This is a genomic window from Corallococcus sp. M7 (assembly GCF_054512695.1).
Genome location: NZ_CM137252.1, coordinates 8,987,050 through 9,002,464, shown reverse-complemented (window position 1 = coordinate 9,002,464; position 15,415 = coordinate 8,987,050). Strand labels below are relative to the sequence as shown.

Here is a 15,415-nt window from a genome sequence, read left to right as displayed (position 1 = left end):
GGTAAACCTGGGGAATCTACTTATTACAGCGAACCCAGAATAGTGTGGCATTGCCGGAAATTTTCAGGTAGTTACGGGGCACTCGCGCGCCGGCGATTCGTGCGTGCGGGAGAGGGGGCTCATCGGAGGAATTCGTCGTGACCGCATCGAACTCGCCCATCCGTTGCCTGCTCTATCCGACCCTCGGTGAGGTGCGGGAGCACGTGCGCGTGGAGCTGTTCGCGCGGGCGCTGTCGGAGCGGATGGGCCGCCCGGTGGTGATGTCCATGGCGCCCACCTACGAGTACCTGGAGGCGGAGCTCGCTTCGGGCCGGGTGGAGATGGCCTGGGGCACGGCCGAGCAGTGCAACGCCTTCGAGCCGCAGGCGCGCGCGGTGCTGCGCGCGGTGCGCTCCGGCAGCTGCTACTACCACGCGGCCTTCATCTGCCGCGCGGACGAGCCGCTGACGCTGGAGACGCTGGCGGGCAAGCGCGTGGCGTGGGTGGCGCCGCGCTCCACGGGCGGGCACCTGCTGCCGGTGCGCCACCTGGAGTCGCTGGGCCTGCGCCCGGACACGCTCTTCTCCGAGCAGCGCTTCCTGGGCACCTACCGCAAGGCGCTGGACGCGGTGCTGCGCGGCGAGTCCGACCTGTGCGCGCTCTTCTGCAACCACAAGGACGCGCACGCGATGCGCGCCACGCTGACGACGTACCTGGGAGCGGACGCGCCGAAGCTCACGCCGTTCCTCTTCACCATCCCCACGCTCGCCGACGGCCTCATCCTCACGAAGCGGATGCCGGAGGCGGACGCGCAGGCGCTCATCTCCGTCCTCACCCGGATGAACACCGACGGCGCGGACCTGGAGATGCTCATGGGCCCCTTCCGGGTGGAGACCTTCGTCCGGTCTCCCGGCCTGGACGCGCCCGCGTCCGGCCCGCGTCCCACGGGGACCGCCGAGTACCTGGCCGGAGAGCTGGACGCGGAGGGCCGCTGCCTGCGGCTGTGGTCCCCGTCCGGCCGCGCCTTCGGCCTGAGCATGCGCGGCGCGGAGGGGCGCAAGCTGGAGGAGGTCCTGGGCGCCGCCGCGAGCAAGCCCCTCATGTCCCTGCTCCAGGTCGTCCTCCAGGGCGGCTCCGACGGACGGCTGGAGTACCGGCTCAACGTGAACGGCGACGAGCGCGTCTACGCGGCGGAGATCACCCCCTGCGAGCCCTCGCCCGGGGACACGGGCATTCGGCTGGGGCTGCTGGTGCGCGACGTCAGCGGCCTGCGCGCGCTGGAAGACCCGCTGTACCGGCTGGCGTCGTTCCCGCTGCTGCACCCGGAGCCGCTGCTGGAGCTGGGCATGGACGGGGAGCTGCGGTACGCGAACCCCGCCACCCACGCGGCCTTCCAGGACCTGGTGGAGAAGGGCGCCGAGCACCCGCTGGTGAAGGCGGCCATCGTCTGGGCGTGGCGGGGCGCGCCCCCCGGAGAGCCGCCGCCCACGGTGCACCTGGACGGGCGCTACTGGGAGCTCACCGTCGCGCAGTTGTGGGACCCGCCGGGCCTGCGCGTGTTCGCGCGCGACGTGACGCTGCGCAAGCAACTGGAGGCGCGGCTGTTCCAGGCGGACCGGCTGTCCGCGCTGGGCTCGCTCGCGGCGGCGGTGGGCCATGAGATGAACAACCCGCTGGCCTTCGTGCTGGCGAACCTCTCGTACATCCGCGAGGAGATGGACCGCCTGAAGCAGCCGCTGCTGGACGGCAAGCCCGTGCCGCGCGCGGACCTGGACGACCTGCTGGAGGCGCTGGGCGAGACGGTGGAGGGCGCCACCCGGCTCAAGCACATCGTGCAGGACCTGCGCACGCTGTCGCGCAAGCCGCCGGAGCACCGCGCCCGCGTGGCCGTGCAGCCGGTGCTGGAGAACGCGCTCAAGCTCCTGCGCGGCGAGTTGCAGCACCGCGCGCGGCTGGAGCGGGACTTCCACGACATGCCCACGGTGGACGCGGACGAGGCGCGCCTCACCCAGCTCTTCCTCAACCTGCTGCTCAATGCACTGCAGCAGATGGACACCCAGGACGCCGCGCACAACGTGCTGCGCGTGGCGGCCTACACCAGCGAGGACGGCGAGGTGGTGGTGGAGGTGCAGGACTCCGGCAAGGGCCTGTCCCCGGACGCGCTCGCGCACATCTTCGAGCCCTTCGCCACCGCGCGCCCCAACAGCACCGGCCTGGGCCTGTCCGTGAGCCACACCATCGTCACCGGCCTGGGCGGCACGCTGCGCGCGGAGAGCCGCGAGGGCCGCGGCACGCTGCTCACCGTCACCCTGCCGGCGGCGGTGCCCGTGGCGGAAGGCCTGCGCGCCTGCTAGCCGCGCTCCAGCATCACCTCCAGCCGGGGAACATAGTGGCCCCGCGTGCTCTCGAACAGCACCAGCCGGTCCACGCGCCCCTCGCCCCATGACGCGCTCCGCAGCTCGCGCGCGCACGCCGCGAGCGCCGGGTCTCCGCGCGGCGGCCGGGCCCGGGCCAGCGTCAGGTGCGCGATGTACTCGCCGTGCTCGGACGTGAAGCCCAGGGGCTCCAGCGCGCGCGCCACGTCCGCCTGGAGCGCCTTCAGCGCGGCGGTGTCTCCGCGCACGTCCGCCCAGAGCACGCGCGGATGGGACGGCGGGCCGAACGTCCCTCCGCCCGCCACCGAGAGGACGAACGGCGCGTGATACAGCCCCACCGGCTCCAGCGCGTCGCGCAGCTCCGGCAGGCGGCTGTCGTCCACGTCGCCCAGGAAGAGCAGCGTCAGGTGCACGCCCTCCGGCCGCACCCACTTCGCGTCCGGAGCCAGGGCGCGCAGGCGCTCGATGCCCCGCTCGGTCTCGGCGGTGAGGACCTCTCCCAGCGTCACGGCGGTGAACAGGCGCATCGTGAAGACCTCCTTCAGGGAACCTGGACGCTCCCCACCGCGCGCGCCTTCTTCCGGGGCCACAGCGCGTAGACCCAGGCGGGCAGGAACACGAGGAACTCCACGCCGCTCACGTACAGGCCCCGCGCGGACAGCATGCCCGCGCCAATGGGCGCCACCGGCAGCGGACGCACCGGGGCGAAGACGCGCGCGTGGGAGAAGGGCCAGAAGAGGGCCGCGCCCAGCCCGCCGTCCGTGAGCGTGTCCAGGATGCCGTGGCTGGCCACCGCCGCGAACGTCAGGAGCCCCCAGCGCGTGGCGGACTCCCCCTTCCACCGGGCCAGCGCCGCCACCGCCAGCGCCACCGCCGCCGCGAACACGAACGAGTGCGACGCACCGCGGTGTCCCCACGTCGCCGCGTAGGGGATGCGCAGCGCGAACGCCACCACGTCCGCGTCCGGCAGCAGGGCGAGCAGGGACAGGAACGCCATCACCGCCACCCGCCGCCGCCAGGGCGCGCCCGGCCCCGTCTCATGACGCCCCAGCGCCATGCCCACCGCTACGTGCCCGATGCTCGCCATTGGGCCCGGACCCTAACGCAGGGAGCCCCGCCTGGAGAGCGCTCCATGCGTGGGGTAGCCTCCGTTGATACATGCGGTTCCTGTTCTCACGCGCCCGAGTCGAAGCCACCCTGCAACGCCGGTTGGAGGAGTGGCGGGCCGAGGTCGGCTCCTGGCTCAACATGACGCGCGTCGGTGCCACCACCGCGTGGCTCCTGCTGGCCCTGGCGGACGACTGGAGCGTGTCGCGCGGCGTGCTGGGGGCCTATATCGCGCTCGCGGCGGTGTTGTGGGCGGCGGCGCGCAAGGTGCCGGCCCTGCTGCGGCGGCCCGCGCTGGGCGTGGCGCTGCTGGACATGCCGCTCATCTACTTCCTCCAGGCGCAGGCCATCCCGGCCACCGACAACGGCGTGCCCACCGCGCTGCTCACCATGGGCGTGTACCTGGTGCTGGTGGTCATCGTGTCCATGGTGACGCTGTCGCGGCTCATCGTCGCGGGGGCCACGGCGCTGGGCATCGTCGCGGTGGCCCTGCTCACCTTGAGCGCGGGCCTGGAGCCCTCGCAGTTCCTGCCCGGCATGGTGCTGGTGATGGTGCTCGCGTCGTCCGTGGCCTTCTTCATCAGCCGCACGGTGATGGGCCTGGTGACGGACGTGGTGCGCGAGGAGATGCAGCGCGAACGGCTGGGCCGCTTCTTCTCCCCGGAGGTCGCCCGGCGCATCTCCGAGCGCGGCACCGACGGCGAGGCCGGCGAGCACCGCGAGGTGACGCTGCTCTTCTCCGACATCCGGGGCTTCACCACGCTGTCGGACCGGATGGAGAGCCCGCAGGTGGTGGCGCTGCTCAACGAGTACCTGTCGCGCATGGTGGAGGTGGTGTTCCGCCACGGCGGCACCCTCGACAAGTTCATCGGCGACGGCATCCTCGCGTACTTCGGCGCGCCCCTGGAGCAGCCCGACCACCCGGAGGCCGCCGTGGCGTGCGGGCTGGCCATGCTGGAGGCGCTGGAGTCCCTCAACCGCGAGCGCGCCGCGCGGGGGGAGTTCACGCTCGACATCGGCGTGGGCATCCACACCGGCCGCGTGGTGGTGGGCGCCGTCGGCAGCGAGCAGCGCCGCGAGTACACCGTCATCGGCGACGCGGTGAACCTGGCCAGCCGCATCGAGGGCCTGACAAAGAAGGTCGGCGCCCCGGTGCTCGTCTCCCACGCCACGCGCGAGCGCTGCCGGGACACCTTCGACTTCGAGGCCGCCGCCCCGCTGCCCGTCGCGGGCAAGCCGGAGCCGGTGGCCACCTTCCTGCCCAGGAAGCGCGGCCTGCTCGCCGCGAGCTGAAAAGACGACGGGGCTGGGAGTCGCCTCCCAGCCCCGCGGATGCAGCGCACGCGTTCCCGGGCTCAGTACGCCTTGGAGAACACGATGCGGCCCGGCGACGGGTTGCCGGTCATCACGCACTTGCCCGGCTCCTGCTTGACGCTGAACGGACGGCAGCGGGTGGTGAGGCCCGTCTCCTCCTTGATGCGCGCCTCCGTCTTGGGGTCCAGGTCCCAGTGCGCCAGCAGGAAGCCGTCCTCGGCGCGCGCCTTCATCTCCTCGTAGGAGTTGACCTCGAAGGTGTGCGAGTCGCGGAAGTCCTTCGCCTTCTGGAACAGGTCCTTCTGCATCTGGTCCAGCATGGCCTGGGCCTTGGCGACGGCCTCGTCCAGCGACACGAACTCCTTCTGGCGCAGGTCGCGGCGCACCATCACGCACGAGCCCTTGGCCAGGTCCTTGGGCCCCAGCTCGATGCGCAGACACGTGCCGATGAGCTCGTGCTCGTTGTACTTGAAGCCCGGGCCCTTCGTTTCGTCGTCGTCCACCACCACGCCCAGGCCCGCCTTGCGCAGGTCCGCGGCGAGCGCGTGCGACTTCTCCATCACCTGCGTCTTCTCCGCGTCCGTCGCCTTGCCGGCGATGGGGATGATGACCACGTGCGTGGCCGCGATGCGCGGCGGCACCACCAGGCCCGCGTCATCCGAGTGCGTGAGGATGAGGCCACCGATGAGGCGCGTGGAGGAACCCCACGACGTCTGCCACACGTGGTGCACCTTGCCGTCGCGGCCCTGGAACGTGGTGTCGAAGGCCTTGGCGAAGTTCTGGCCCAGGTTGTGGCTGGTGCCCGCCTGGAGCGCCTTCTTGTCCTGCATCATGGCCTCGATGCTGTACGTGCGCAGCGCGCCGGCGAACTTCTCCGACTCCGACTTGCGCCCCGGCAGCACGGGCATGGCCATGTAGTCCTCCGCGAACGTGCGGTAGACCTCCAGCATCTGCAGCGTGCGCTCCTCCGCGTCCGCCTCCGTCTCATGGCAGGTGTGGCCCTCCTGCCAGAGGAACTCCGTGGTGCGCAGGAACAGGCGCGTGCGCATCTCCCAGCGCATCACGTTGGCCCACTGGTTCACCAGCAGGGGCAGGTCGCGGTAGCTCTGGATCCACTTGGAGAAGCTGCGGTTGATGATGGTCTCGGACGTGGGCCGGATGACGTACGGCTCCTCCAGCTTCGCGCCGCCCGCGTGCGTGACGACGGCCAGCTGCGGGTTGAAGCCCTCCACGTGCTCGGCTTCCTTCTTGAGGAAGGACTCCGGGATGAGCAGCGGGAAGTAGGCGTTCTTCACGCCCGTGTCCTTGAACATCTTGTCCATCGTCCGCTGGATGTTCTCCCACAGCGCGTAGCCGTTGGGGCGGATGACCATGCAGCCCTTCACGTCCGAGTAGTCGGCGAGCTTCGCCTTCTGGACCAGGTCGACGTACCACTCGGAAAAGCCCTTCTCGCGGGGCGTGAGCTTCTCGGCCATGTGCTTGGGAACCTTGCTAGGGGATGGAAAGTGGGGGTTGCCTACGCCGGGATGTTCCGGAAATCAACGCCGGACACAGGCCGGACTCGTCCCCTGAACGCCGTCCGTGCTTGGAAAACGACCCGCCATGCCCACGACCCCTGACACCGCGCCCCGCCAGCTCGCCGACGACGTCCACGTGTTCGACGCCCCCTTCTCCCTCTTCGGCGTCCCCGTGGGCGGCCGCATGACGGTCCTCCGCCTGCCGGACGGCGGGCTGTGGGTGCACTCGCCCGTCGCCTTCACGCCGGAGCGGAGGGCCGCCGTGGAGGCCCTGGGCCCCGTGCGCTTCCTCGTGGCCCCCAACCTCTTCCACCACCTGCACCTGCCGGACTGGGCCGCGGCCTTCCCCGACGCCCGCGTGGTGGCGCCCGCGGGGCTGCGCGCGAAGCAGCCGGCGCTGCGAATCGACCTGGAGCTGGAGGACACCCCCGACCCCGCCTGGGTCCCGGTGGTGGACCAGATGCACGTGCGCGGCATGCCCCAGCTCAACGAGTTCCTCTTCTTCCACCGCCCGTCCCGCACCGCCATCGTCACCGACCTGGCCTTCCACTACGCGCACGCGGAAGGCCTGAAGCTGCGCGCGTACCTGTGGCTGGACGGCGTCCTGGGGAGGTTCGCCGCCCCGCGCTTCCTGCGCCTGTTCACCAAGGACCCGGAGGCCGTGCGCGCCTCCCTCCGGCGTGCGCTGAAGTGGGACGTGGAGCGCGTCGTCGTCTGCCACGGCCAGGTGCTGGAGCACGGCGGCCAGAAGGCCCTCCACGACGCCTTCTCCCGACTGTAGGTCGCGGTACGCCCTGCCTCCGCGTCACAGGGGAGTGTCGCCTGCTGCACTCCACGCCGCGCTGCGCTACAAGGGAACCTCCTCTTTTTCCTGAGTTCCCCCCAGGAGGTTCATTCCATGCGGTCCATTCTTCCGTCCGTGGGCGCGATCGCGGTGTGCCTTGTCGCGGGCTCCGCGTTCGCCAACTCCACCGGCATCAACGGGCGCAGCGGCAAGCAGAGCGTGTCCTGCACCGCGTCCGGCTGCCACGGCGGCGGTTCGAGCGCCCCCTCGGTGACGCTGGAGGGGCCCACGGCGCTGACGGCGGGCCAGACGGGGCAGTACTCGCTGATCATCACCGGCGGTCCTGGCACGAAGGCCGGCATGAACGTGGCAGTGGACGGCGCGACGCTGACGGCGGGCTCGGGCACGAAGCTGCTGAGCGGTGAGCTCACGCACTCGCTGCCCAAGACCTTCACCGATGGCTCGGCGCGCTTCGACTTCTCGCTGGTGGCCCCGGCCACCAACGGCACCTACAAGGTGTACGCCGCCGGCAACTCCGTGAACGGCGACAACGCCGCCACGGGTGACTCGCACGCCAACGCCACGCTGGACGTCGTCGTCACCGGCGGCAGCGACCCGAAGCCCGTCGAGGAGGACGAGGGCGGCTGCTCCGCGGCCACCAGCGGCGCTCCGGCGGTGCTCATCGCGGTGTTCGCGGCGCTGGCCGCGCGCCGCCGCCGCAAGGCCTGAGCCCGCCTGCCCTCCGGCCTGGCCCGGGGGGCGGGACGACAGCATGAGGGCGGGCGGCCTACCATCGCCCCCCCTGATGCGAATGACGCGAACGAGCCCCCTCCTCACCGCCCTGTTCGTCGCGGGAACCCTGGCCTGTGCCTCCGGTCCCGTGCGTCCCACCCTGTCCTCGGGCACCACCCCCGTCGCCGCCGCCCCCGCGCGCGACCCGGGCGCCCTGCGGGTGATGACCTTCAACATCCAGTCCGGCCTCAAGGGGCTGGCGCAGGTGGCGGAGGTCATCCGCCAGGAGGACCCGGACGTCGTCGCGCTCCAGGAGGTGGACGTGGGCTCCACGCGCGCGCACGGCGAGGACCAGGTGGAGCGGCTGTCCGCGCTCACCGGCCTGAAGTACCGCGCGCACTTCGGCACCACGCGGCTGTACGGCGGCGCGTACGGCATCGCGCTGCTGTCGCGCCATCCGTTCCAGTCCCTGGCGCAGTACCCGCTGCCCACGCCGAAGGGCGCGGAGCCGCGCACGCTGGCGCACGCCGTGCTGGACGTGGACGGGCGCGAGGTGAGCGTCTACGCCACGCACCTCATCCGCCGGCCCTTCAACGGCGCGGCGCGGGTGCGCCAGAGCGTCTTCATCTCGCGGTTGCTGGCGAAGGACACCCGGCCCCGGCTCCTGATGGGGGACCTGAACGACGACCCGGACTCGCGCCCGGTGCGCCTCTTGCGCCGCCAGCTCCAGGACGTGGCGCGCGTCACCCGCTCCGACGGGACGGGCACCTACCCGATGCCGCTGTTCCTGAAGTCGCTGCGCATCGACTACGTGATGGCGTGCGGCGCGTTCACGCCGGTGTCCACGCGCGTGCTGCGCGTGGGCGTGTCCGACCACTACCCGGTGGTGGCGGACCTGAAGCTTGCCCCGGCGGAGGCGCCGGTCGTCGTGGCTCCGGCTGGAGCCGCGCCCGCGAGCACGGCCACGGCCGCCTCGGCGCCCTGAAGGCTCACGCGAGGGTGGGCAGGGTGAAGCGGTAGAGGACCTCCATGTCCCCCTTGCTGAAGCCCTTCACCACCTCGTGGTGGATCTCCTTGCGGCCGCTCAGGTACGCGAGCCCTCCGGCGGCGAAGCCCATCACCGCGAGCTCGAAGTAGATGTGCGGCCGGGGCACGCCGGTGATGCGCAGCTCCACGGTGTCGCCCTGCAACTGCGCGGTCAGCTCGCCTTCCGTGAAGTAGCCCTTCCAGATGCCGGGGGTGAACAGGGCGAAGCGGCGGAAGTCGTCCTTGCCGAACATCGTCTTGAGCTGGCCCTGGCTCAGCGCGTACTCGGCGGATTTGACGCCGTATTGCCAGTAGGCCTTGGTGTCGCCGCCGTAGAAGCGCTGGGTCATGGCTTCGTTGAAGCGCAGGAAGGCGTCCGCCGGGATGCGTGAGACGGGCATGATCAACTGCCCGAAGATGGGGTCCCGCTTCGCCTGCTCCGCGAGGAAGGCCTTCCATGCCGGTTCGCCGAAGGCCTGCACCGCCATGGTCTGCCGTGCCAGGAATGCGACGCCTTTGACATCCATCCGTATGCCTCCCACCGGCCGCTCCGGGTTCGCCTCGGACCCCGGCCGGGTCATATTGCGCATTGTGTCTTGAGACCCACCCCGGGGCGATACGCATCGCGACAATTCACCGGGTTGTCCGGCCGCTTCACTCCGCGAAACCTGTTATCGCGGACACAATGCCTTGCTGAAGGTGTTTACAGGGCCACGGGATGTCCGGTGCAGGACTAGGTTCCCGGCGGTGCGGCCCCTTGCCCTTCTTCCCAGACCCGGACGTGCGCGCCGGGCGCTGCTCCTGTGCGCGGGCGTGCTCACGGGCGGCGTGTTCGGGCTGGCCTGGTGGGTGGACCGCTTTGGCCGGCGCGAGCGCGTGACGGACGCGGACGCGCTGGTGGTGCTGGGCGCGCGGGTGCTGCCGGGCGGTGTGCCGTCCGGCGCGCTGGTGGCGCGCATGGAGCAGGCGGTGGCGCTGTACCGCCGGGGCGTGGCGCCGTGGCTGCTGTTGTCCGGAGGCGCGGGCGCCCATCCGCCGTCCGAGGCGCGGGTGATGCGCGAGCTGGCGGTGGCGGCGGGCGTGCCCGCGTCCGCGTGCGTGCTGGAGGAGGACAGCCACTCCACCGAAGCCAACGCGCGGTTCAGCGCGCGCGTGCTGCGCGAGCGGGGTGCGCGCCGGGTGGTGGTGGTCTCCGACCCGTATCACCTGCTGCGCGCGAGGCAGTGCTTCCGGCGCGAGGGGCTGGAGGTCGCCACGAGCCCCGCCCCCATCGAAGGGCGGATGCGCGCGTGGGACCGGGCGTACTGGACGGTGCGGGAGGCGTTCGCGCTGCTCCTGCACCCGCGCCTCTTGTGGGCGCGGGCGCCGGACGGGCGCTGAAGGGCCTCAGGTCCCGGACGCGGTGTCCGGCGCGGGCGCGTCCAGCTTGCTGAGCACCTTCTCCAGGACGCGGAAGAGGGCCTGCCGGTCGTCGGGGTCGAGCATGCCCATCACCACGCCCATCGCGCGGTGCATGGAGCGGTCGAGCTTGCCGAAGGTCTGCTTGCCCTTGTCGGTGAGGCGACAGCGCACGACGCGCCGGTCGGTCTCTCCGCGTTCGCGGACGATGTGGCCTTCGCGTTCCAGGCGGTCCACGACGCCCGTGACGGTCTTTTCGGTGACGCCCAGTCGCCGGGCCAGCTCGCCCATGGTGAGCGAGCCGTCCAGGCCCAGCCACAGCAGGGCATGCACCTGGGGCGGCGTGAACTGGAGCTGCTCGCAGGTGCTGGCGATGGGATCACGGAGTGAACGGCGACGACCCAGCGAGAACATCAACTCCTGCATCCGGTCGATGTCCTTCGAGAGCGCTTCATCCTCTTTATGGATATTCCGTGACACAGAATATTCATTAGCGGCGGGGTGCGGGCAGGTCAACTTGTAGGCTCGGGAACGGCTTCCGGAGGGTCGGGGGCGGGAGGAGCGGACGATGCGGCGTGCGTGGTGGGGATTGCTGCTGGTGTGGGTGACGGTGTCGTCGGCGCGGGCGGAGGAGGTGCTGGTGTTCGCGGCGGCGAGCACGACGGACGCGCTGGAGGCGTTGGCGCCCGCGTTCCAGCAGGCGTCGGGGCACCGGGTGCGGTTCGCCTTCGGGGCGTCCAGCGACCTGTCACGTCAGGTGGTGGCGGGGGCGCCCGCGGATGCGTTCCTCTCCGCGGACGAGGCGAAGATGGACGCGGTCGACCGGGCAGGGCTCGTGCAGGCGGGCTCGCGGGTGGACCTGCTGTCCAACCGGCTGGTGGTGGTGGTGCCGGTGAAGTCGGCGGTGAAGGTCGCCGGGCCGGTGGACCTGAAGGGGCTCAAGCGGGTGGTGCTGGCGGAGCCGGCGGCGGTGCCGGCGGGCGTGTACGCGAAGGCGTGGCTGACGAAGGCGGGCGTGTGGGCGGACGTGGCGCCGCGAGTGGTGCCGGCGGTGGACGTGCGGGCCGCGCTGGCGGCGGTGGAGGCGGGGAGGGCGGACGCGGGCGTGGTGTACGCGACGGACGCGGCGCAATCGAAGAAGGTCCGGGTGGTGTTCACGGTGCCGGAGGAGGATGCGCCGCGCATCGCGTATCCGGCGGCGGCGCTGACGCAGGGCAAGTCGCCGCAAGGCGGGCTCGCGTTCGTGCGCTTCCTCCAGACCGAAGAAGCGCGGAAGGAGTTCCGCAGGCTGGGCTTCCTGGACGCGAGCACGGCGAAGGCCGCGCCAGACGCGGGAGTGACGGGCACGGCGCTGGATGCAGGAGTGCCGCGAACCGTACCGACGCCGAAGTCCGGAGCCGGGACGAGGAAGGAAGCCCCGTGACGTCCGTGGCTGGCATGCGCGATGCGGCCAGCGTGCGGACGCGAAAGGATGCGCCGTGAAGTCCATGGCTGGCATGCGCGATGCGGCCAACGTGCGGACGCGGAAGGATGCGCCGTGACGTCCGTGGCTGGCGTGCGCGATGCGGCCAACGTGCGGACGCGGAAGGATGCGCCGTGACGTCCGTGGCTGGCGTGCGCGATGCGGCCAACGTGCGGACGCGAAAGGATGCGCCGTGACGTCCGTGGCTGGCGTGTGCGATGCGGCCGGCGTGCGGACGCGGAAGGTTGCGCCATGACCTTTGCTGCTGATGCGGGTGATGTGGCCAGCATTCGGACGCGAAAGAGTGCGCCGTGACGTCCGTGGCTGGCGTGCGTGATGTCGCCAGCGTGCGGACGCGGAAGGTCGCGCCAGGACGGTTGCTGCTGACGCGGATGATGTGGCCAGCATTCGGACGCGAAAGGATGCTCCGTGACGATTGCTGCTGGCATGCGCAATGTCGCCAGCATGTGGACGCGAAAGGATGCTCCGTGACGGTTGCTGCTGATGCGGGTGATGCGGCCAGCATTCGGACGCGGAAGGTCGCGCCATGACAGTTGCTGCTGGCGCGGGGGATGTGGCCAGTGTGTAGACGCGGAAGGTCACGCCATGGCTTCCGCCGCTGGCGAGGGTGATGTCGGACGGCGTGGACACACAGAAGGACGTACTGTGATGGTTGTGCCAGGTCCGGCGTGGGCTGCAGGGAATGCGGAGCGTGAACTCCCGCGCTTCAGTGTCTCGCCGCGATGCCTGGAGCCGGGCAGGGTGGAGCATCGCTTGGCTTCATCCAAGGGGCATGGTTCGCCGTGATGGACGAGGGGCTGACAGGACTGGTGCTGTTCACGGTGGCGGTGGCGGCCCTGTCCACAGCGCTCATCCTGGTGCCGGGCGTGGCGGCGGCGTACGCGCTCGCGCGTTGGAAGGGCCCGGGGCGCGGCGTGGTGGAGACGCTACTGGCCCTGCCTCTGGTGCTGCCTCCGACGGCGGTGGGCCTGGTGCTCTTGGAGTTGCTCGCACGGGACTCGGTGCTGGGACGGATGCTGGATGCGCTGGGCGTGGAGGTGGTGTTCACGCCGAAGGCGGTGGTGCTGGCCAGCGCGGTGATGGCGTTCCCGCTGCTGGTGCGCTCCGCACGCGCGGGTTTTGAGGAGGTAGATCCACGATTGGTGGCCGTGGCGCGCACGCTGGGGGACACGCGCACGCGCGCCTTCTTCCGGGTGACGCTGCCGCTCGCGTGGCGCGGGGTGCTCACGGGCGCGCTGCTCGCGTTCTCACGGGCGCTGGGTGAGTTCGGTGCCACGGTGCTGGTGGCAGGCAACATCCCAGGCAGCACTCAGACACTGTCGCTGGCCATCTTCCAGCGCACGCAGGTGGGGCAGGACGCGGCGGCGCTGAAGCTCGCGGGTGTCTCGGTGGTGCTCGCGTTCGGGGCCATGTACGTGACCGAAGTGGTGACGCGGCGGCGCGGAGCCCGGGGGCTCGCATGAGCCACGGACTGACACCGTCCCCTGTGCCCGGAAGGGCAGGGCCTGCTTCGACGAGGCCTACGCGGAGCGCCACGAAAGTGAGCCACGGGCTGGCATCGCGTGTGCCCGGAAGGGCAGGGCCTGCTTCGAAGGAGCCCGTGTCCGCGGAGGCCATACGGGGCGCCACGCGAGCAGGAGGCGCGCGTCCGTGATGGAGCTGTCACTCAGGCTGCCCCTGGCGCGCTTCACGCTGGAGGTCGAAGCGCGCTTCACGTCCGCGTCGGTGGCGGTGCTGGGGCGTTCGGGCTCCGGGAAGACGTCACTGCTCGAGGTGCTCGCGGGTCTGCGGCGAGGAGCAACAGGGCGTGTCGTAGTCGATGACCGCGTGCTCCTCGATTCGGCCGCTCGTGTCGATGTACCGCCCGAAGCGCGCCGCATGGGCTACGTGCCGCAGGACGCGTTGCTCTTCCCGCACCTCACCGCCGGACAGAACATCCGCTTCGGCGTGCGAGCCGGACGACCGTCGCGCGTGGACGAAGCCGTGCACCTGCTGGAGCTGGAGCCGCTGTTGCACCGCTATCCGGTGACGCTGTCCGGAGGTGAGAAACAGCGGGTCGCCCTGGCACGGGCGCTCGCCACCGACCCTGCGCTGTTGCTGCTGGACGAACCCCTGGCCGCGCTGGACGTCGCGCTGAAGGAACGCGTGCTGCCGTACCTTCTGCGCGTGCGCGACGAAGCCCGCGTGCCCCTGCTCTACGTCACCCACCAACTTGGTGAGGCACGGGCCCTGGCCCGCGAGGCGCTGCTCCTGGACGGCGGTGCGGTGAAGGCCGTGGGCCCTGCGGACACGGTGTTGGGCACCGTGGCGCGAGGCCTGCTCACCGGTGAGCCGGAGGAGAACATCCTCGAAGGCACCCTGGAACATCCCGAGTCCGGGGGCACGCGGCTGCGCGTCACGGAAGGCCTGTCCCTCTGGGTACCGGACGCGCCGGAGCTCCCCCACGGCATCCGCGCCGCCTATGCCGTGCCCGCCGAGGACATTCTCCTGTCCACCGGACCGCTGACCGGCGTCTCCGCGCGCAACGTGCTCGATGGCACGGTGACGAAGCTGGAGGACGCGGGGGCAGGGGAGTGCGCGACCCACGTGGACGTCACGGGCGTGCACTGGGTGGTCCGTCTCACGCACGCCGCCGTGCGCGAACTCCACATCACACCGGGCCTGCGCGTGTTCCTCGCGGTGAAGTCCTCCGCCTGCCGCCGCCTGGCGGGACGGACTTCCTGAGCAGTTGGCAAGAGGCCCGCCGAGGAGGTCAGGGACCTGAAAGGACTTCGCGAGATACGCGTCTCTCGGAGTCCAACGGAGAGCCGTGCCAGCCCAAGGTGACTTCGCGGACGGCAAGGCGGCGTCACCGGCGGAGGCGGCCCGCCGGGCGCGCTGACTCAAAACCTGTCCGACAGTCGGACAGGTTTTCGCCGCACGACACCTGAACCCGCGAACGTGTCCGACAGTCGGACAGGTTTGCATTGCTCGGGGCCGGAGGGTGCCCTCTGCCAGCAGGCGACCATGTCAGACCCCCATGGTTGGATGGCGATGCTGAGGCGAAGAGGGGGACGGGGGATGAACCGGGGCGGGCTGGTTGCGTACGTGGAAGCGCTGATTGAGAGCGATATCGCGCTGGGGCGGTGTCACCCGAGCGGGAGATTCGCTTCCGAAGCGGAGATGGCACGTCGCTATGGGGTATGCCGGGGCACCATCCGCGAGGCGCTGCGGCGGTTGGCGGCACGGGGTCTGGTGGTGCAGCGCCCCGGGCGCAAGACGCGCGCGGTGGCGCTGGATGAATCACTGACGCTGGAGAACCTGGGCGTGGCGCTGCATGACGCGCGCTCGCCGGATGCCCGGTGGCACCTGGATGGATATTTCAGTCTCAAGCGGCAGGTGTTGGTGGAGCTCCTGGTCGACTGCTGCGCGAAGGCCTCCCCGATGGCTTTGGGACAGGTGAAGGATGCCTGCTTCAAGTTGCAGGACGCGGCGCGATGGGAGTCGGGGGCCTGGTGCGCGCAGATGGAGTTCGAGTTGCTGCGGGTGGCGGCTCGGGTGGCCGAGCGTCCCGGGTACATGCTTCTCGTCCAGTCCCTGCAACGGGCCTTCCTGGGCGGCGCGGCCCGGCTGCAACCCCTCATGGGCGGAGCGTTGCTGCGCGAGTGGGCCTGGTGCGCGCTGGGGGCTCTGGATGAGCGCGACGCGCGGACGCTTCAGC

Annotated in this window: 14 protein-coding genes and 1 pseudogene; 10 read left to right on the top strand and 5 right to left on the bottom strand. The window is 71.0% G+C overall.

All coding sequences use genetic code 11. From position 1 onward, the window contains the following. Positions 1–137: 137 nt before the first annotated feature. Positions 138–2,333, top strand: coding sequence for a PhnD/SsuA/transferrin family substrate-binding protein (locus ACX114_RS36120; protein ID WP_459291982.1), 2,196 nt, complete (start codon positions 138–140; stop codon positions 2,331–2,333). Here the strand turns inward: ACX114_RS36120 and thpR are convergent. Beyond that, positions 2,330–2,881, bottom strand: a complete 552-nt coding sequence (gene thpR / locus ACX114_RS36115) for an RNA 2',3'-cyclic phosphodiesterase (RefSeq protein WP_459291980.1) — start codon at positions 2,879–2,881, stop codon at positions 2,330–2,332. The genes ACX114_RS36120 and thpR overlap by 4 nt on opposite strands. A 14-nt stretch (positions 2,882–2,895) precedes the next feature. Further along, positions 2,896–3,441 (bottom strand): metal-dependent hydrolase, encoded by a 546-nt coding sequence (locus ACX114_RS36110; RefSeq protein ID WP_459291978.1) that lies wholly within the window; start codon positions 3,439–3,441, stop codon positions 2,896–2,898. A 71-nt stretch (positions 3,442–3,512) separates the two neighbouring features. Here ACX114_RS36110 and ACX114_RS36105 point away from each other — a divergent pair, with 71 nt between their 5' ends. Beyond that, positions 3,513–4,754, top strand: coding sequence for an adenylate/guanylate cyclase domain-containing protein (locus ACX114_RS36105; protein WP_459291976.1), 1,242 nt, complete (start codon positions 3,513–3,515; stop codon positions 4,752–4,754). 62 nt (positions 4,755–4,816) lie between these two features. Here ACX114_RS36105 and proS read toward each other — a convergent pair whose 3' ends face one another. After that, positions 4,817–6,250: a proline--tRNA ligase gene (gene proS / locus ACX114_RS36100; RefSeq protein ID WP_459291974.1), complete on the bottom strand. Its 1,434-nt coding sequence runs from the start codon at positions 6,248–6,250 to the stop codon at positions 4,817–4,819. A gap of 127 nt (positions 6,251–6,377) precedes the next feature. Here proS and ACX114_RS36095 point away from each other — a divergent pair, with 127 nt between their 5' ends. The 3 genes from ACX114_RS36095 to ACX114_RS36085 all read left to right on the top strand — a co-directional run bounded on the left by ACX114_RS36095 (position 6,378) and on the right by ACX114_RS36085 (position 8,793). Beyond that, positions 6,378–7,073, top strand: a complete 696-nt coding sequence (locus ACX114_RS36095) for a DUF4336 domain-containing protein (protein WP_459291972.1) — start codon at positions 6,378–6,380, stop codon at positions 7,071–7,073. A 117-nt stretch (positions 7,074–7,190) separates the two neighbouring features. Further along, positions 7,191–7,805, top strand: coding sequence for an MXAN_6652 family MXYO-CTERM-anchored protein (locus ACX114_RS36090; RefSeq protein ID WP_459291970.1), 615 nt, complete (start codon positions 7,191–7,193; stop codon positions 7,803–7,805). 82 nt (positions 7,806–7,887) lie between these two features. Continuing rightward, positions 7,888–8,793, top strand: coding sequence for an endonuclease/exonuclease/phosphatase family protein (locus ACX114_RS36085; RefSeq protein WP_459291968.1), 906 nt, complete (start codon positions 7,888–7,890; stop codon positions 8,791–8,793). A 4-nt stretch (positions 8,794–8,797) separates the two neighbouring features. Here the strand turns inward: ACX114_RS36085 and ACX114_RS36080 are convergent, their stop codons facing one another. Next, entirely contained in the window at positions 8,798–9,361 is a 564-nt protein-coding gene (locus ACX114_RS36080; RefSeq protein WP_459291966.1) for a hypothetical protein, read from the bottom strand. 220 nt (positions 9,362–9,581) lie between these two features. Between ACX114_RS36080 and ACX114_RS36075 the strand changes: the two genes are divergently transcribed. Next, positions 9,582–10,214, top strand: coding sequence for a YdcF family protein (locus ACX114_RS36075; RefSeq protein ID WP_459291964.1), 633 nt, complete (start codon positions 9,582–9,584; stop codon positions 10,212–10,214). Positions 10,215–10,220: 6 nt separating this feature from the next. Here the strand turns inward: ACX114_RS36075 and ACX114_RS36070 are convergent, their stop codons facing one another. Next, on the bottom strand, positions 10,221–10,658 hold the full coding sequence (locus tag ACX114_RS36070) for a MarR family winged helix-turn-helix transcriptional regulator (RefSeq protein WP_459300379.1): 438 nt from the start codon (positions 10,656–10,658) through the stop codon (positions 10,221–10,223). A 142-nt stretch (positions 10,659–10,800) separates the two neighbouring features. Between ACX114_RS36070 and modA the strand changes: the two genes are divergently transcribed. From modA to ACX114_RS36050, 4 genes and pseudogenes are all read left to right on the top strand, one after another. Beyond that, on the top strand, positions 10,801–11,655 hold the full coding sequence (gene modA, locus ACX114_RS36065) for a molybdate ABC transporter substrate-binding protein (RefSeq protein ID WP_459291963.1): 855 nt from the start codon (positions 10,801–10,803) through the stop codon (positions 11,653–11,655). Positions 11,656–12,500: 845 nt separating this feature from the next. Next, positions 12,501–13,178: a molybdate ABC transporter permease subunit gene (gene modB / locus ACX114_RS36060; protein WP_459291961.1), complete on the top strand. Its 678-nt coding sequence runs from the start codon at positions 12,501–12,503 to the stop codon at positions 13,176–13,178. 190 nt (positions 13,179–13,368) lie between these two features. Beyond that, on the top strand, positions 13,369–14,439 hold the full coding sequence (gene modC, locus ACX114_RS36055; protein WP_459291959.1) for a molybdenum ABC transporter ATP-binding protein: 1,071 nt from the start codon (positions 13,369–13,371) through the stop codon (positions 14,437–14,439). Positions 14,440–14,721: 282 nt separating this feature from the next. Further along, positions 14,722–14,916, top strand: a pseudogene (locus ACX114_RS36050) (hypothetical protein); the annotation flags it as partial. Positions 14,917–15,415 lie beyond the last annotated feature (499 nt).